This window comes from Luteolibacter sp. Y139 (assembly GCF_038066715.1).
Classification (GTDB): Bacteria; Verrucomicrobiota; Verrucomicrobiia; order Verrucomicrobiales; family Akkermansiaceae; genus Haloferula; species Haloferula soli.
Genome location: NZ_JBBUKT010000018.1, coordinates 39,163 through 56,889 on the forward strand (window position 1 = coordinate 39,163; position 17,727 = coordinate 56,889).

Consider the following 17,727-nt stretch of genomic DNA (forward strand, 5'->3'; position numbering starts at 1 on the left):
CGGCGCTCGTCGGCGCACAAGTATTCGGGCGAATGACCATTCGCCCGGAAACAGAAGCCCTCTTTGAGGATCATACCACCCCTCACGCGGATCTGATACTGGGGAGTGCTCGTGCTTCGCTGGGGATTACGCACGGAGCTACCTAGGCTGATGGCGGTTAGGATCTCACCGACTCGAACATGTCGATGAGCACTTCACCTTCGCCCGAAATTCCCGCCGTCTCGTGGACTGACTGTAAAGCTGCGGAATGCCCAGTCCGCCCCGAGCATGGCCCAATTTCCGAAATCGAAGATGTCGGGCTGAATGTGCGAGTCAGCCGAGGGCACAAGACGCCTGAGGCTACCAACCAACCAAAACAGAAATCGGAAATGAGTATGAATAACAGCCTCGATGAAGCAGCAGCCAGAACCCTCCGCCTCCACGCTGGCGATCTCCCGGACTTCCGCCCGGCGACGACGGTTTCCTCCCGCAACAACTCGTCGTCGGGCCCGTCCCGCCGCCAGGTCTGGGAAGACACGATCCGCGAGAACGCGGAACCGATCATGAAGTACGTCCGCAACGTCGCGGTGTCTGCATCCGAAGTTCTCGGTGCCCTGACTGCCCTCAACCTCAAAGCCTTCCCAATCCGCAAGGCGAACGGACTCGGTGACGCCATGGGTGTTGTCGGCCTCAACCTCCCACAGATCGAGGGCTATGGGCGAAAGCTCTACCTGCTGCTGCCTCTAGTGATGCCTGCTGGCGAGTGGCAAGCGCTGGAAGCCGATAAGCCGGCCCTAGCCCGATACATGACCGAGAAGAACAAGTCCCTGAAAGCCGAGCCGATCGCCTCCGCAAACGAAGACGACGAAGCCGCATAATCTCGTAACGAGAACCAAAAACAAGAAACCGAAAATAGAAGAACTATGAATACCACTGCTAGCAATCCGGGTGATGACGCCCCGAAGAAGAACGAAGATCGAGTGATCCGTCAGATGCCATCGATCTCCGCCCTCCAGGAACTGGTGAAGGGCCTGCCGGTCGAGAGCAAGGCCTTGGTCACTGAAGTCGTTGGTGAAGTTCGTCAGATCCTGACGAAAGTCGCCGAAGCCAGTGCTGTCATCTTTGTCAGCGATATCGCCAAAAACATCAAGACGCTCAAGGTGCGTCCCGACGACGAAGTGCTGAAAGAGTTCATTGAACTCGCCGCCCAGGATGAGCTTCGCGAGAGTGGCGTGGACATCAAGGCCGCGATCATCCACCGAACGCTGGGCTCGGTTTCTCGCTACTATCTCCCCTACGGCACGGACGGAGAGGAAGCGAGAACAGCTCGCCGCGAGTGGGCCATCGCGCTTGAGAAGCTCCACAAGCACTTCTCCGGCGAACCGATCGAGGAGGACGACATCGCGCTCCCGGGTAACGCCGCCGCCTGATCCAAGACCAGAACTGACTATGACGTGACATGAGGTATCGAGGAGCGTGCTTCGGTAACGGGGCACGCTCCTTTTTTTCCATGTTGGTATCCGGCAACAGTCCGACTGATGAACAAGCGAGCAGACTCCACGTTGAAGCCCGAGATTCTAGAGCACGCTCAGAGGTGGCTGGCCGAGAAGCGTCCGGCATTCGTAGTCGCCGACGAGTTCGCGCGGCACGTCGCAGCGACCATGGCACGCGACCTCGGACCTGACGAGTTGCTGGCAGCGGTCCTCGACTGCGGGTTCCCGTGCGTCCGTGGCGACAAAGGCGAGCGCGTTCTTTGGCTCCGCCCGACCAAGGCGGCCGGAGCTGCTACTACGTCGTTCGTCCCGACCGAGGCGATTCGGCAGTTCGTGGCCTCCGCTTCTAATGGAGAGCAGGCAGCCTAGCAGCCTGCGGGCGCGCTGCCTTCTTCCGGCGCTTCGGAGACCCTTTCCTTGGACTTGCGGCCGTCCTGCGGCTCGCCGTCCCGCTCGACGGGAGAGAGGCAGGGAAGTGCCCCTCCGTGGCCAGAAGACCAGACAAGGCCTCGCTGGGTGGCAGAGGGTGGAGAAGAAGCCTTCGCGGCCACTTCCCGTCGCCGTAGCCGCGGCCCCCTGGTGTATCAAGGAGGAAGAAGTACGGAGCCCTTCTACGACGCGGCTTGGCGGGCTACCGCTCCTACGAAAGAGCCCTGGCTTTTCGTAGGCCTGCCCGGCTTCCCCGCAAGCGTCCGGGGCCAGGTCGTCCTAGAGGAAAGGCGGCGATTTATCACCGCAGGGCCAACTCTCGCTAATCGTCTCGGCGCAGTAGCTTGTGTGATAATTTTCAATCGAAGTGTGGAAATTATTACCGACCGAATCCGACAGAAGCTGATTGTGAACTTCACGATCAACTGCGAGCGTAAGGAGCGAGGAGAGACCGAAATCGACCACTGGCCGGTTGTGAAGATATTCACACCAGACGGGGCCTGCACTTGGTTACTCACCGAGCTGGACCACGAGAACGATTTGGCGTTCGGAATATGCGATCTCGGTCTGGGCTACCCCGAAATGGGATACGTGTCACTCCAAGAACTCCGGCATCTGCGTGGCGGGCTTGGACTTCCGGTTGAGCGGGATCTTCACTTCGAAGCAACAATGAGCCTCACGGACTACGCGCTCGAAGCACTGAAGGCCGAGCGAATCATCGTCTAGCCGTGATGACACTCACGGTGACAATTCGGGCACAGCGCCCCGAGTTCTCGACCGTATCCTCTCCACCGTTCGCCAGAGGCTTCCAGTGGTGAACCTCCAGATAGGGGCTTCCATCGCTCTTCCTAGCGAACGGTGCCTTCTTCCCGCACTTCTCGCAGCTTCCCTTGGCTCTTCTGAGGACGGCAACGATAACGTCGGGGTTTCTCCTGAATCCCACGGAAACGAGCTGCACACGCTCGGGCAGCTTTGGTGCCTCGCGTAGCCTTTTCGCCAAGGTCTTATCGTCCATTCGCATGGACGCCGCTACCCGATCGTCGGTTTCCCGTTCGAGCTGTTCATCGGTGACCGGCTTAAGTTCGAGTAGATCCCCGACGTCAAATACTTCGCTCCACCCTCCGGACCTGCTTCGCTCCTTCAGCGGCTGACCGTCACTGCATTTGATCAGGACGGATCGACCGAACAATGTCTCAAGGGCCGTGAGATTCCGAACCGTCAACAGATTCACCGACCCCACGCCCACTACTCCTCGCTCCTTGAACAAATCCGATTCTCCGGGCTGGTAGCGTGAGAGGTGCCGATTCATCTCGCGCTTCCGGGCCGCTGAGACCTGGCGTTTATCCTCCCATCCTACAACCTCCGCGGAATAGCCGATCATGCCAAGGTTGTCGGTTGTCGCAATGAAGACCGGAACCGGAGAATCCACCCCCGGAGCCCGCTCTGAGAGCATCCGTATTACTCGCGTGGAGTAGGGCTGAAGAAAGTTGGTTATGGCCCCGTCGCTCTGCGCTGCCCTGATTTCCTCCAGGACAGATTCGTAAATTCCATTGATGAATAGGGCGGTCTTCATCGGATCTGAACCCACGGTTCTTTTAGGGATGTCTTAGATGTGCCAGATTCCAACCCGAGAGCAAGGCTCTACCAAGTTCCCGACGTTGGCGCGCGCTGGACCTTGGTCCAGTGAGATCTAAATGAACTCAAGTTCGGCGAGACGGAAACCCCTTCCCTTGCGCTTCGTTGCCATGCCGGCCCAGCAGCGCGCCCCCCCGGCAGCCAGGAGCGAGGAAGGGCCAACGAGAGCCCGGCGGGCACTACTCCTTGTCCCGCCCCTTGAGATTCCGCACGATCTCCTGGGCAACCCGCCAGTTACCAACGGATGGCTTTGCCGGGTGTCCGCGTTCTCCGCGCGCCAGCTGCTTCGCGACCGACTCCTCCATCATATACGTGTCAACGGCATCGAGGGTCGCCGCAGGGTTCCGGACCAAACACCAGAGGACCTGCCCCGCAGCCGATATGATTACTGCCGGGACTAAAAGCATCAGGGCGTCCTTCCCAAACAGCTCCACCCCCTTCCCTATCATCAGGTAAGCGCAGAACGACAGGAAGGCTGCAACGAGGACAGCGATGTAGTGAATGGGACGATCCATCCGGGCCAAGGCCGCGAGAATCACGAGTTCGATGATCAGTATCTGGATAATGTCCTTCATTGGAGATCGTAGACGACGTACCCCGCGTTGTCGGATGCCTGGCTGTCCATCATGCGAAGGCTAACCTTCGCGCAGTCCTTCTCGAACCGGTAGCGGAACACCTTCTTCGCCGTGCTGGCCGGAACAGCCGTCAGGAGCGTGCGCTTGCCTGCCTCGTCGATGGCGTAAATTCCGAGGCTTAGCGGCCCCTCCTTCATCTCGTCTGGATTCGTCCACTTCAAGGGATCCCCGGAAGTGTCTCCACTCATCGCCCACCGACCCTCGACATATTGGAGCGAGATCTTGTCGCCCTTCTTGAAGCTACCAATGATCAGTCCGTCAGCCGCTGTGGATTTAATCACCTGCTTACCGGTGAGTTTTCCGGCCGGTGCCTCCTGCGTCTCGCCGGTCAGTTCCTCAATGGCCGCCTTCACAGCCAGCGCGGAATCCAGGTCACCCTTCTTGGTCTCAGCTTCCAATACCCCCTGAAGCTGTCGAGCAGCCTTCACCTTCGCAGCGGCGACCTCGCGGTCGTAGACCTCCAACGCAGCTTTCGCCGAAGCCGGGAGGTCCGCGGCCGATACTAGATGCCCAGAGCTGAGCAAGAATGCTGCAAGGGGTAATAATCGCTTGGTCATAAAATCCCTGATGAAGAGTTCGGTCATTCTTCCAGCTCCTTGATCCGTGCTTCGAGCTGAGCCTTCTTGGCCTTCAAGTCCGATGCGCCGGACTCAACCTCCTGGATGATCTTTGATGCCTCCATGCACCTATTGTAAGCTGGAGACCCTTCGCGGACTGCGCGCGTCTTGTTTGCTGTCAGCTCGTTGATGACGTCCAGAGCGTCCTTCCACCTCTGTCGCTCGCTCTCGATCAGCGAAGTGACCTTCTCCAACTCGGTCGTGGCTGCCTCAACGTCTGTTGGGGGTCTAATCTGGGAGGGGCGGCCCGAGGCCGACGAAAATGGGTCGTTTGAGCCTGAGGCGAGGACTGACTTTTCCGGAACTGACTTATCCACCCCCTCAGCGTCAGCCGTGGAAATGCGGGGCTGCCGACCTGGCTCTAAACGCGCGTTCGGTCGCTCGTTCAATCGATCTGGCTCAGCTTTAGGACTCGGAAGCTGAATGCCTGGGGAAGACCGAAGGGAGTCCGGCTGTTTCGGTGGGTTAGGCTCGCCCGCCGCGGCGGCTGCGGGAGCGTCAGCGGAGCCAGCGCCTGGCGATTGGAGCGCCCGGGTCTCACGTTCCTTCTGCGCGCCTTCGATGCCTTCGACCGTGATCGCAACCAGGGCGATAATTCCGATCAGGGCCAGTCCGTCAGCCAGAGCCTTTTGCGTCCGAGCACTGGTAGCCGACGGAGTCACGACCGGAGATCCACAGGCTGGACAGTTGCCTCCCACGCCCGCCGCGTCGGCAGATGCCTGAAGCTTTTCGCCGCAGGACGAACAGGAAAATCTTATGGGAGCAGGGCCAAACACCGCCGCGATTACAACACGGGGCGGAATTCCGGTCAATTTGCTTGTACTTTTTAGTACATCAAGGCACCTAACCCAGGAGTGCTAGCTGGATAGCCGGTGAGCACTGCTGACGGAGTAACGTTTGGGAAGATCTTGGGCTCTCTCTTTAAGGAGGAGCGGGAGAAGAAAGGTATTTCGAAAAATCGGCTCGCTGAGGATGCTGGGGTTGCTCGAACGGTGGTCATCTATTTCGAGCGAGAGGAGAGAATGCCTACAATCCACAACTGCAAGTCACTAGCCGACGCGCTCGGGGTCCCCCTCAGTCGCCTGGTGAAGCGAGCCGAGAAGCTGATGGATGATGGACGTTAAGCTATTCGGGCTCCTCAATTTCGACAAGCTGGCCTAGCAAGCCGGGCAATTTTGGCGCTCGCCTTTCTGAGGACTCTAGACGGCTCAGGTGCCTACGAAGCGCAAGGGGCTTTTCGTGTGGCAGCCGGGCACCAGAGCATGCCATGAAGGCGCGGAACAACGGGCTCCCGCCCGTTCCCGTAGAAGTGCTCCTCGGGAACATCAAAGGGTCGACGCTACTGCGGAAGCGAGCCCGTCCCACCAGACCGCAGCCGAGGCCGGCTTGTGCCTCATGCTTCCTCCTGCTTTACTCGGGAAGCATGTCAGACCCTCCTTTCCATCGGGTGGGGATTCCTCCGTGTCTCGGCCCACCCGGTCAGTTCGACTCGGAACCTGAGATCCTGCGCCGACTTCTCGGCCAGTTCGACGCTCAGGAAATCCGAAGTCGGCTGGCGGATTGCAGAATCTACCGGCACGACGACCGAATTCCCGGTGATCAAGCACTGCCCCGGCTGATGAGGTGCATCCAGCAGTCCGACTTGGACTTCTTAGACCGGACCCTCAACGAGATTGTGGCACAGGCTCTGGAAGTCTAACGAACACCGGACATGAGGTTCAAGTCCAGCCCAGCCGAACGAGAACTAGACTTTACGCCTTGGCCTCGGTCACCGCCGGAAGGCTAGCGGGTGTCATCGCCACCCGGAAGTGGCCGGAGACTTTCGAGCGAAACTGAAAAAAGCCGGAGGCACCCCACTGTTGGGGAGTTTCTGAAGTGGGGTGACGCCCCGTGTTCATTGCCTTTGCCCACCGCCTCCACAACTACCGAAACGATGCGTTTACTTGAAGCCGCTGAAAAGCGGCCACGCGATCCAGCCTCCTTCGGTGTGCTTGTCCAAGGTCCGCGTCTGATCGCCGCGTCGCTCCCGCACCTTGTTAAGCGCAGTGTGCTGGTCGAAGGCGATCTCCCGTAGGCCAGCCACACTGAATGAGGCGTCCTCGATCACGAAGCTGGGGCGGGGGTCCATCTCCTCGGTGGTGCCGCCGTAATTGAACAGTCCAACGATCTCGGTCCTCCCCCCGGATTCCGTCCAGAAGCGGATCCCGCGACCCTCGTGCTTGACGCCGAGACACCAGAGGTCGCCGCCCTCGTTTCGAACGAGGCCTTTATCGCTGGCACCCTCGGGATCGAGCTGACGTGCCCAGCATTTCTGGCCTGACTTCTTGAGATGGAGAGGCGCCGGGCAATCGGTTACGAACATATCTCCCGCTCCGTCGCCGACAACGTTGACCCCGCAGCTTTCCACGACGAGGGCATTGGAGGCGGAGGCATTAATGATGGTGATCGCCGGGCCTCCGAAGGAATCGATGTTCTGGAACTTCACCCTAGGAGCCGAGCCATCGTCCACAACGAAGGCTCCGTTTTTCTCGCTCAGGATCCGGGCCCATCCCAGTCCCGTCACCAGGCGAACCGGCGCGGGCACCCGGATAGGCCTGGAAAGAGTGAACCAATTCGGGTCACCGCCACCGCAGCCGCGGAAATAGACCGTGGTCTTCCCTTCCGCCGCCGCGCGGTCCATCGCGCTTTGGACCGCGTCGCTGTCGTCGATCCCGTCGCCAGCCACCGCGCCGCAGTCGTCGGCACAAAGCCATTTCCCAGGCTCGTTTTCCCACGGCACCACCGGCTCGCGTTTCACGGGAAGCCCCAGTGACCGGAGCGGCGTCCCTTCGAACAGCCTGCGTCCTGGAGCTGAAGTATACTCTCCGATCTCTCCGCCCTCGACCGACCCCCCCGCCGAATCACTGGCCAGCACCTGACGATAGCCGTGGCTGGTCACGTCACGCGCATAGAGGACGCCACGATTGAGGATGGCAGGGCCCCCGGCACTGGTTGCCTGGAAACTTGCCCCTTGAAGTGCGACAACCCCGCTCCAGTGCGCCCAATTGTTGGGCATCTGGATATCGATGCCCAGAGGCGTGTTCTCCACCTTGAGGTCCTCGATCGCGGCAACGTTCGCGGACACGACCACGCCGGTCTTGCGAGCATTGCGGATGGTGACGCGCGACAAGGTCTGGCCCCAGATCCACTGGCTCAGCACGCCGGTCTCGAAGCCATCGATCTCCACGTCCTGCACGAGGTTCGGGCCGCTTTGATCGAGAAAGCCGGCATTGATGCCGATCTTCCCCCGGCCCCTGATGCGGACGTCCTTCAGGCAGCCGCTGTTGGTCGCGTAGTATCGGATCCCGTCGGTGTCCGGGTTGTTGCCGGCGTCGATTGTGAAATGGCGCAGGTTGCGCATGAACCAATCGGCCGAGGTGGGGCCCTTCTCGCTCGGATGAGTACGGAGAACGGCAGTCACGTCCTTCACGCCATCGTCGAGCTTCAACACGACGCCATCGCGCGACTGCCCGTAGAGCCAAGGCCCGAGCGCGCTCTTCACCACGAGCGACCGCGTTACCCGGTAGACACCGTCGGGGACGAACAACGCGTTGCTCTTGCCCCTATGGGCGGGGTCCATCCCGCAACTTGCGTCGATGGCGCGCTGAAGCGCGTCGGTGTCGTCCGCCTTCCCGTCGCCCGTCGCGCCGAAGTGGCGCTTGGCGTCGAGCACGGCGGGATCGTCCGGGAAGCGCATGCCTGTCGGCGGCTCGGCGGCGGAGAATCCTACTGAAGCAACCAGCGCAATGACCGGAGAAAATGAGTTCATGGCCGAAAGCGGATACGCTGAAAACCCCGCTTACATTTCTTTTTCTGATTCGATGCCACCGTCAACTCCGCTTTCAGCGGCCCTAAATGTCGCGGTCTATCCCTCGTAGCCTGCTTCCTGTGATATACGCCCATGCACCTCAGCCAATTCTTCTATTGGTGCTGGGACCTCTGCACCTTGCACCTGCCCCGCGCATTTTGAAGAGGCTACGCCATCCAGTGAATAGCTTTTACCACGCCGGGACGAGGTGACGTCTACGGCATGTTCGCTGCGAATGCCGCTGACTCCTCCGGATCAACCTCCGGCGGTCCTCGATCATGGCCTCCAAAAAAGCACCGCGCTCACTGTCTGCCACCGCCCCAACGCCCAAGCTTCCCGCCGAGACCCATCAGGTCGCGTCGGAAGGAGATCCCAACCTGACCACAAATCATGGCCTACCCATCTCGGACAATCAGAACTCCCTGAAGGCAGGCGTCCGTGGTCCAGTTTTGATGGAGGATTTCATTCTTCGCGAAAAGATCACCCATTTTGACCACGAGCGTATCCCTGAGCGGATTGTCCACGCCCGCGGCTCCGGTGCGCACGGATATTTCCAGCCTTACGAATCTGCGGCCGACATCACCGAGGCAGCATTTCTTCAGGACCCAAAGAAAAAAACCGAGGTTTTCGCGCGCTTCTCGACGGTGGCCGGGGGTGCTGGCTCCGTGGACCTGCCCCGTGATGTCCGCGGCTTCGCGGTGAAGTTCTACACCTCACAGGGAAACTTCGACCTGGTCGGCAACAACATCCCGGTCTTTTTCATCCAGGATGCGATGAAGTTTCCGGACGTCGTCCACGCCGTGAAGATGGAACCTGACCGGGGCTTCCCACAGGCGGCTTCCGCTCATGCCACGTTCTGGGACTTCATCTCGCTCACTCCGGAGAGCATGCACATGATCATGTGGGCGATGTCCGATCGCGCGATCCCGCGCTCGCTTCGCATGATTGAGGGCTTCGGCGTCCACACCTTTCGATTCATCAATGCCGAGGGCGTCAGCCGCTTCGTGAAGTTCCACTGGCGGCCTACCATCGGGAGCGCGGCCGTCGTCTGGGATGAGGCAATGAAGATCAGCGGTGCCGATCCTGACTTCCATCGCCGCGACCTCTGGCAAGCAATCGAGCGGGGCGACTTCCCGGAGTGGGAACTCGGGGTGCAAGTCATCGAGGAGAGCCAGGTGGAGCAGCTCGACTTCGACCTGCTGGATCCCACCAAGTTGATCCCCGAGGAGATCATCCCGATTCGCCCGCTCGGCAAGATGGTGCTCAATCGGAATCCGGACAATCACTTCGCCGAAACCGAGCAGGTCGCCTTCTGTCCCAGTCACATTGTGCCAGGCATCGGCTTCTCGGATGATCCTCTCCTCCAAGGCCGGCTCTTCTCCTATCTCGACACCCAGTTGATGCGTCTCGGCGGGCCGAACTTCCACCAGATCCCGATCAATGCGCCGCGTTGTCCGTTTGCCAACAACCAGCGCGATGGTCTGCGGCAGATGCACGTCCACAAGGGTCGCGTGGCCTATGAGCCCAGCCAGATCTCGCCACCGGGCGCACCGCGCGAGTGTCCCGTGCACGGCTTCCGCACCAATCCGGAAGTCGAGACCGGCGAGAAGATCCGCAAGCGCTCCGAAACCTTCGCCGACCACTATTCGCAGGCACGTCTCTTCTACCGCTCGATGAGGCCACCGGAACAGAATCATATCGCCAGTGCGCTCGCATTCGAACTCTCGAAGGTCGAGATTATCGAGATCCGCAACCGCATGCTCGGCCACCTTGGCCACATCGACGCTGGCCTTCAGGAGACCGTGGCTGACGCATTGGGTATTCCCCTCGAAGATGCCGTGAGGATCAAGCCCGCAGTCCCCCCCCGCGATCTCGATCCCTCCCCCTCATTGAGTCTCATTTCAAAGGATCCTCACACGCTGAAAGGACGCAAGGCCGGCATCCTCATCACCGACGGTGCCGACCCCGATCAATTCGCCGCCATACTGGCAGCCCTAAAAAAGGCGAAGGCAACTGTGGATGTCATCGCGCCGCGAATTGGGGGGGCGACCACATCGGATGGTGCGCTTGTTCCAGCTGATCATTCGCTTACCGGCGGACCCTCTTACTTCTTCGACACCGTCGTGATCCTCGCCGCCGCCGATGCGGTCCCGGACCTCGTCCGCGAGGCCGCCGCCGTGAACTGGGTACGCGATGCATTCGGCCACCTGAAAGTCATTGCCTACTCACCCGCTGCCTCACCGCTCATTAAGGCGGCTGGTGTCGATCCTGACGGCGGCACAATCCTTCTCGATGCACCAAAATCGGTCAAAACCTACATTGCAGCCGCCCGCGCGGGTCGCCGCTGGGACCGCGAGCCCACGCTCCGGAGCGTTGGTTGACCCCTAACTCGAAACGATTCCCATGAACACGTCCGCACTCTCCGAACAGCAGAATCTTGAGCGCCCCGCCGCTCCACCTGCGAATGACGACCTCACAATTGCCGAGCATTTGCGCGCGTCTAAGGTCTCTCGACCCCTGGAAGGCGAAGACCTCTATCTCGACGAAGCGGGCGAAGTCATTCGCGTGCCCGAACATCTCGCCCGCAAGTTCGTTGAAGAGTATGGCGCCTTGCATCCGGGCGATTACCGCTCCCGCTACCATCGCGACTGGCGCCACGATTTTTGTTCGCTCAAGGGGCAACTCTCGCCCGAATTGGAATGAGTTCTTCTCCAGCTACAGGCGCCAATGGATTTTCGCTTTGGCAAAATGCGGCGCCCATGGCTCCGCAGGCGCATGAAGGACAGCATTCGCCGGGCCCAACAATGCCCTATTTTGCCCATTGTTCGCGTGTCGCCATGCTGGTGGTTTTCGCGTTTAGCGGCCCCGCTGTGGAGATCATTGCCGCAACCTACCGTCACGAGGTTTACGAGAAGACAACGCTCACCCGTGAGGCAGTTGCAATGGCGATGGGCTCGATGGTTGCAACGTTGGCAGAACGGTTGAGCATAACCATCCCCGACGAGAAGGCTACGTATTGGGAGCGTCTCGCCCAAGCCCCGTGGAAAGCGCGCGTGATCAAGATTGCTCATGCCCTCGACCACCTCAATGGGCCACTGGATTATCAGAAAGCCCGACTCCGATCCGCACGAAGGGCTGTTTTGCTAGCGACCGGTCATGAACCGGCCATTGAGCGCGCCTCGCAAGTTCTTCGCCAGTCGATCGATTGCTTTGAGCAATCCCCATCATAAGCACGAGGGGCGTTTGAAGTATCAACGTTTAAGAATACGCGACGTCCTCCTGGGCTGAAGCGGCCACTTTCATCGGCATGGCTCCTGCGAATTGAACGCCCCGCCAATCCCTCATTCCCCTGACGCGAAGAAATATCCATGAAACCAAGAATCATCTTTATTCACGGTATGTTCCAGAATTCAAAAAGCTGGGACCAATACCCTTGGGCAGCCCATTTCGAGCAGCTTGGCTTTGATGTAGAGGCACCGTCATGGCCGCTTCACGAGGGAGATCCCTCCGAGTTGCGGGCAAACATTCCCGCGGGACTTGGCTCGCTCACCCTCTCCCAGGTCTACCACCATATCCGCGGCATCATACTCCAGTCGCCGGAGAAACCGGTAGTGGTGGGACATTCACTGGGTGGATTGATCGCGCAGAAGCTTCTGGCGGAGGGACTCCTCCGCGCTGCCGTGGGAATCGCGTCCGTGGCGCCGAATAAGATGCTCGCGCTTGACTGGGGCTTCCTGCGCAACAGCGCCTCGATCACCAATCCTTTTGCCGGCAGCGATCCCTATGAGATGACCCCGGAACTCTTTCACCAAAACTTCGCCAACACCCTCAGCCGCGGTGAGAGCGATGCAGCTTGGAGTGACACTGCAGTTCACGAGAGCCGGCAGGTCCTCAGGGACATTCTCGGCGAGGATGGCGAGATCGACATGACCCGCCCCCATGCCCCGCTGCTGCTCATCGGAGCAGAGAAGGACGAGATCATCCCCGCATCATTGGTCCGGCGGAATGCACATGCCTACGAGGATGAGCGATCCCATCACGAATACCGGGAGTTCACCGGCCGTGGGCACTTCATCTGCGGCGAGCCCGGCTGGGAAGAAATCGCTACCTCCATCTCCAACTGGCTGCAAGGGCATCTCACCGCAGTTCGCTCTTAAAAATCTAATCTGAACCACCTGACGAATCATGAAGGCAATCTGTTGGCATGGCACCGGTGACGTGCGCGTGGACACCGTTCCCGATCCCGAAATCCTCGACCCGAAGGACATCATCATCCAAGTAACCGCGAGCGGCATTTGTGGCTCCGATCTTCACCTTTACGACGGGCTGATGCCCACCATGGAGGCGGGCGACATCATCGGCCACGAGCCGATGGGCATCGTGGTGGAGGTCGGCAGCGAGGTGAAAAAGTTCCGGAAGGGCGACCGCGTGGTAGTCCCGTTCGTGATCGCATGCGGCTGCTGTTTCTTCTGTCAAAAGCAACTCTACTCGGCGTGTGACACCACGAATCCCGGCGCGGATTTGGCGAAGGTGGCTATGGGGCAGGCTCCTGCCGGCCTGTTCGGTTACTCGGGGATGCTCGGGCGGTACCCGGGCGGGCAGGCCGAGTATCTGCGCGTCCCTCATGCGGACGTTGGTCCCATCAAAATTGAGTCGGACCTTCCGGATGAAAAGGTGGTCTTCCTCTCGGACATTTATCCAACAGGCTACATGGCGGCGGAGAATGCCGGCATTGAGCCCGGCGATACTGTCGCCGTCTGGGGTTGTGGTCCGGTAGGCCAGTTTGCGATCCAATCCGCATGGATGTTCGGCGCAGGGCGGGTAATTGCGATCGACCGCGTGCCGGAGCGTCTTGAAATGGCCCGGGTGCATGGCCGGGCGGAGGTTCTGAATTTCGAGGATGAAAAGATCCACGACCGGCTCATCGAGATGACCGGCGGTCGTGGTCCGGACCGTTGTATCGACGCCGTGGGAGCGGAGGCCCACGGTACCGGCTCACTGGATGCCGTGGTGGATCGGGCCAAACAAGCGATGCATCTTTCCATGGACAGGCCCCATGTTCTTCGTCAGGCAATCATGGCCTGCCGGAAGGCCGGCACCCTTTCCATCCCGGGAGTCTACATCGGGCTGCTCGACAAGATTCCCTTTGGAGCGCTCGTCAACAAGGGTCTGACGGTGCGAACCGGCCAGACCCACGTGCAACGCTACCTGGCACCGCTATTGGAGAAGGTGGAAAACGGTGAGATCGATCCGTCGTTTGTCGTGACCCATCGCATCCCGCTCGAAGGAGCGCCGGACGCTTACGAGAAGTTCCGCAAAAAAGAGGACGGCTGCATCAAGGTCGTTATCAAGCCCGGCATGGCGTCCGAGCAGCGCTCATCCGGTGATATTACCATCAGTTCGGAAATGATTCCGCCTGCGATCGCGCCGCTAGCGTAAGCGAGCGGCAGGGCCGTCATCGCGCTTGGCGCGTTGACGACCCTACGAGTGCAGGGCATCGGGGGACGAGGACAGATTCGTCGAAGGTCCCGCCTCGAACGGGCCGCCGCGCGGATAGGCGATGTAAAGATCCCCCTCACTCTAACATGGCATGTGAGTCTTGAAGAATCGCGCGCCTCCGACGGGATCTGTGTTCAGCTTCACGTGGGACGGGAAGTGTGGCTTGCTGCTCTGGAAGTCGGCAAGGACGCCATACTGAGGAATTTCCGGCCGACCAATGAGGATCCTTTCGAGAGGCACCTTGCTCGCCAATGGTCGTCGACCAACCCCTCCTTTCAGCTCTGGAGATGTATGGCAGGAACCGGATGGTCGCCGGAGCAAGTCGGCTTATTTCAGAAGCGGATCAGGCCTTCCCTTCGTGAAACGCGATCTAATCCCATTTGCGTCGAAGGGGGGTGACGTAAACTGGTCTGCCATGTCAGACGATAAATCGAAAACGGGTGGGCCAGATCGGCAGCGGATCAACACCAGCGAAGAATACGAGGTGCAAGATTGGTCGAAGAAGTTCGGTGTGACAACCGATCAGCTCAAAGACGCCGTTGATAAGGTGGGTCCAATGGCTGACGACGTCAGACGCGAACTTGGCAAGTAGCCTCACGGTACAGCCGCCAGTAAGATCAACTTCATTCGCTGGGTTGCCCGACCAGTTGTTTCATGCCTAGCGATTGTTGAGCGTTGGCGTGCATGCTTGATGAGGCGGCGGCTCCATGTGGGTCATATAGGGCCGAGGAGAGGTAGAATGAGCGCCTCCAAATCGTCTAGTTTCACCGGCTTGACGACATGTCCGTCGAATCCCGCGTCGCGGGTGGCTTTACGATCCGCCAGCCTCCCCCAGCCCGTCAGGGCAATAATGACCGGGGAATTCTGAGGGGACGAACTTCGTATCGCCTTGGCCGCTTGCAGCCCATCCACCCCGGGCATGCCGACATCCATCAGTATCACCTCCGGCCGGCCCCTTTCCGCTAGCTCAATCGCCATTTCGCCCCCGGTGGCCCGGATAACTTCTGCCCCGATCATCTCAAGGAGCATGGCGAGCGACTCCAATGCATCAGCATTATCATCAACCACGAGGACCTTGCGTCCCTTGAGTGGTGCTTGTTCCCGCATCCTGGGTGAGGGGTCTTGGCGATCCTCCTGATCGCCCAGCAGCGGCATTCTTACAGTGAACTCACTTCCTTGGCCGAGGCCCGCGCTTGCAGCTTCCAATACACCGTTCTGAAGTTGCATGAGTGAGCGGGCGAGGTGAAGTCCCAGCCCGAGGCCCTCCTTGGAGGCAGACTTTGAACGCTCGGCTTGAGCAAAAATGTTGAACACCTTCGGCAGGTCATCGGGATCGATGCCGACGCCGTGGTCTTTGATCGTAACCGCAACGTCGCTGCCTTTCAGCTGTGCCACGACCTCAATATCCGATCCACGGGGTGAGAACTTCGAAGCATTCGCGATGACATTTCCGAACACTTGGCTCAGTCGGGTGGCGTCACCCCAAACCCACACCGGTTGATCCGGGAGATCGAGGGTTATCCGTTGCTCCAAAGCCTGGAGCGCGGGGCGTACTGCTTCCGAGGCCAGCTCAATCGTGTTCGACAATTCAACCGGGCCCAGATCCAACGAAAGTTTGTTGCGGGTGATACGCGAGACATCGAGCAAATCATCGACAAGCCGGACCATGTGATTGAGCTGTCTCTCCATCATGGAGCGCACCTTTTCCAATCGTTCAGCATCGCACTCTCCTTCCCTCAACAGTTCAAGACCGGTTCGGACAGGGGCCAACGGGTTGCGGAGCTCGTGAGACAGGAGCGCAATGAAGTCATCCTTTTGACGATCGGCCGCCGCTAGCGCCATAGCTTTCTGCTGAAGTGTTGATTCCATCTCCTTCCGCGCCGTGACGTCCTTTACAACGCCGAACATCCCTGTCGCGTTGCCCTCTTCGTCATACGTTGCACGCCCCTTTGCAGCCACCCAGACCTCGCTGCCGCCCCTCTGAACCCGGTATTCCGCTTCATACTGGGAACGGTCAGCGATCGCTTCGTTGACTTTCCGTGCGGCGACGATGGAGTCATTGGGATTGAGCAGCTCTTGCATGGCTGACCAAGTGATCGAGCGCCCGCTGGCAAGCCCGAATATTTCCGCAGCGCGGGGCGAAAGATCCACGACATCGGTGTTGGCATCCCAACTCCAGTCGCCGAGTTGGGCCGCAGCGAGTGCCAAGCTCAGCCGCTCGGCGGCCTTTTCCAGACCTCGGTTCGAGCGGGCGCGCTCCAGTGATTCCCAGCATCGGTTCACGACAATGGTCACAACTTCGATATCGGCCTGAGTCCAGCATCGCGGGGTGGTTTGATGGACCGCCATGGCCGCAGTGAATTTCCCGCCCTTATGTAGTGGCACACAAATGACCGATCGGATTTGGGTTGCTCGATAGGCTTCCCGGAATCCATCGACCCGCGGGTCCGTGTCCGCGTCTTGTACTACATAGGGCTCATTTGCGAGCATTCGCTCGACACAGGCGGGGCCGAAAGCCGCGACGTCCCATCGTCCGACAATACTCGGGACGGTCGGGCCGAAATCGCCGGTGATATCGAAAACCGCTTCGTTCTCCACCACCGCGTAGGCACATCGGTCCACTTCCATGAACACGGCAAGCATTCTGGCAGACTTAAACATAATCTCGTCCTCGTCTGACAAATGTTGAGTGGCCATCGCCAGTTCCGCCAGAAAGCGATGCCGCTGTTCACTTTGCCGCTGCTTGGCTTCCGTGGCCCGTCTCTCTGATATATCGCGGAATATCAACACGCCTCCAAGGAGCCGACCCAAGCCGTCTCCTATTGGAGCCGCGCTATCATCGATTGGGGTTTCGACACCGTGCTTTGATAGAAGCAGGCTGTGGTTCGCCAGGCCTACGACCTTTTTCTCTTCCAAGGCCCTCAGCACGGGATTGGGGACCAAATCACGAGATGATTCGTTGATGATGGAAAATACATCGGTCACCAGGTGACCTCGCGCATCGTCTACGCTCCAGCCAGTCAATTTGGTCGCCACGCTATTCAAGTACATGACTTTCCCACCGGCGTCGGTAGTGATGACCCCATCTCCGATGCTTTCCAGCGTCACCTGAAGAAGGTTTTTGCGAGCTTCGGCCAACGCGCGGTGCCGGCGCATTGATTCGCCAGCTGCAATTACAAAGGAAACTGCTGCTGCATAGGTCGCCAGAGACACCGCCTTCTGCGGGCTAGGCCAGTTGCCGGTCATGAAGAGAACGTCGCACAGCACATAACCGGCGATAGCCGGAACCAACCCCGCGCGATAACCAGCAATCCAAACGCCGGCCGCCACGGCCGGGAACAGCGTCACAAGGGAAAGCCTTTCTCCCAGCCAAGGATTGAGCAGCCAGCGGACGGTCACTGCTACAGCCGTAATCAGAGCGCCGACGAATAAACTGCGGAATACCGGGGGATGCGACGGGGGCTTAAGGCTCATAAATGTTGGGGTAATCCATAATCTAGCGAGACGTCATTGTTTGCAACCAAGACGGCCGGAAAGCTGTTTCCCGCCCAGCCACGGAAGCGGTCAAAACGGAGGGCCAACGACGTGGAAAG

At 59.6% G+C, this 17,727-nt stretch carries 17 protein-coding genes; 11 read left to right on the forward strand and 6 right to left on the reverse strand.

Annotated features, from left to right (window positions below):
• Positions 1-374 precede the first annotated feature (374 nt).
• The 4 genes from WKV53_RS27655 (at position 375) to WKV53_RS27670 (ending at position 2,627) form a co-directional block, all read left to right on the forward strand.
• Complete coding sequence (locus WKV53_RS27655; RefSeq protein ID WP_341408090.1) at positions 375-857, forward strand: hypothetical protein; 483 nt, start codon at positions 375-377, stop codon at positions 855-857.
• A 45-nt stretch (positions 858-902) separates the two neighbouring features.
• On the forward strand, positions 903-1,409 hold the full coding sequence (locus WKV53_RS27660; protein WP_341408091.1) for a hypothetical protein: 507 nt from the start codon (positions 903-905) through the stop codon (positions 1,407-1,409).
• A 108-nt stretch (positions 1,410-1,517) separates the two neighbouring features.
• On the forward strand, positions 1,518-1,841 hold the full coding sequence (locus tag WKV53_RS27665; protein WP_341408092.1) for a hypothetical protein: 324 nt from the start codon (positions 1,518-1,520) through the stop codon (positions 1,839-1,841).
• A gap of 429 nt (positions 1,842-2,270) precedes the next feature.
• Entirely contained in the window at positions 2,271-2,627 is a 357-nt protein-coding gene (locus WKV53_RS27670) for a DUF2958 domain-containing protein (RefSeq protein ID WP_341408093.1), read from the forward strand.
• Here WKV53_RS27670 and WKV53_RS27675 read toward each other — a convergent pair.
• From WKV53_RS27675 to WKV53_RS27690, 4 genes are all read right to left on the reverse strand, one after another.
• Entirely contained in the window at positions 2,617-3,474 is an 858-nt protein-coding gene (locus WKV53_RS27675; protein WP_341408094.1) for an HNH endonuclease, read from the reverse strand. The genes WKV53_RS27670 and WKV53_RS27675 overlap by 11 nt on opposite strands.
• 241 nt (positions 3,475-3,715) lie before the next feature.
• Positions 3,716-4,111 carry a hypothetical protein gene (locus tag WKV53_RS27680; protein ID WP_341408095.1) on the reverse strand — a complete coding sequence of 132 codons (396 nt, stop codon included), beginning with the start codon at positions 4,109-4,111 and terminating at the stop codon, positions 3,716-3,718.
• A complete protein-coding gene (locus WKV53_RS27685; RefSeq protein ID WP_341408096.1) occupies positions 4,108-4,755 on the reverse strand; it encodes a hypothetical protein in 648 nt (215 codons plus the stop codon). The genes WKV53_RS27680 and WKV53_RS27685 overlap by 4 nt, the downstream gene beginning before the upstream one ends.
• Positions 4,752-5,105, reverse strand: coding sequence for a hypothetical protein (locus tag WKV53_RS27690; RefSeq protein ID WP_341408097.1), 354 nt, complete (start codon positions 5,103-5,105; stop codon positions 4,752-4,754). The genes WKV53_RS27685 and WKV53_RS27690 overlap by 4 nt, the downstream gene beginning before the upstream one ends.
• Before the next feature lie 555 nt (positions 5,106-5,660).
• Between WKV53_RS27690 and WKV53_RS28765 the strand changes: the two genes are divergently transcribed.
• Complete coding sequence (locus tag WKV53_RS28765; RefSeq protein ID WP_375341843.1) at positions 5,661-5,912, forward strand: helix-turn-helix domain-containing protein; 252 nt, start codon at positions 5,661-5,663, stop codon at positions 5,910-5,912.
• Between the two features lie 815 nt (positions 5,913-6,727).
• Here the strand turns inward: WKV53_RS28765 and WKV53_RS27695 are convergent.
• The gene (locus tag WKV53_RS27695) at positions 6,728-8,596 is read right to left on the reverse strand and encodes a glycosyl hydrolase family 28-related protein (RefSeq protein ID WP_341408098.1); all 1,869 of its coding nucleotides are present in this window, start codon (positions 8,594-8,596) and stop codon (positions 6,728-6,730) included.
• A 317-nt stretch (positions 8,597-8,913) separates the two neighbouring features.
• On the opposite strand from WKV53_RS27695, the gene WKV53_RS27700 reads away from it, so the two are divergent.
• The 6 genes from WKV53_RS27700 (at position 8,914) to WKV53_RS27725 (ending at position 14,726) form a co-directional block, all read left to right on the forward strand.
• A complete protein-coding gene (locus tag WKV53_RS27700) occupies positions 8,914-11,016 on the forward strand; it encodes a catalase (protein ID WP_341408099.1) in 2,103 nt (700 codons plus the stop codon).
• Positions 11,017-11,038: 22 nt separating this feature from the next.
• Positions 11,039-11,338, forward strand: coding sequence for a hypothetical protein (locus WKV53_RS27705; protein ID WP_341408100.1), 300 nt, complete (start codon positions 11,039-11,041; stop codon positions 11,336-11,338).
• Positions 11,335-11,865, forward strand: a complete 531-nt coding sequence (locus WKV53_RS27710; RefSeq protein WP_341408101.1) for a hypothetical protein — start codon at positions 11,335-11,337, stop codon at positions 11,863-11,865. The genes WKV53_RS27705 and WKV53_RS27710 overlap by 4 nt, the downstream gene beginning before the upstream one ends.
• Before the next feature lie 138 nt (positions 11,866-12,003).
• Complete coding sequence (locus WKV53_RS27715; protein WP_341408102.1) at positions 12,004-12,792, forward strand: alpha/beta hydrolase; 789 nt, start codon at positions 12,004-12,006, stop codon at positions 12,790-12,792.
• 28 nt (positions 12,793-12,820) lie between these two features.
• Positions 12,821-14,074, forward strand: coding sequence for a zinc-dependent alcohol dehydrogenase (locus WKV53_RS27720; protein ID WP_341408103.1), 1,254 nt, complete (start codon positions 12,821-12,823; stop codon positions 14,072-14,074).
• A 475-nt stretch (positions 14,075-14,549) separates the two neighbouring features.
• Positions 14,550-14,726 (forward strand): DUF3606 domain-containing protein, encoded by a 177-nt coding sequence (locus WKV53_RS27725; RefSeq protein WP_341408104.1) that lies wholly within the window; start codon positions 14,550-14,552, stop codon positions 14,724-14,726.
• A 122-nt stretch (positions 14,727-14,848) separates the two neighbouring features.
• On the opposite strand, the gene WKV53_RS27730 is transcribed toward WKV53_RS27725, so the two are convergent.
• Positions 14,849-17,608, reverse strand: a complete 2,760-nt coding sequence (locus tag WKV53_RS27730) for a PAS domain S-box protein (RefSeq protein WP_341408105.1) — start codon at positions 17,606-17,608, stop codon at positions 14,849-14,851.
• Positions 17,609-17,727 lie beyond the last annotated feature (119 nt).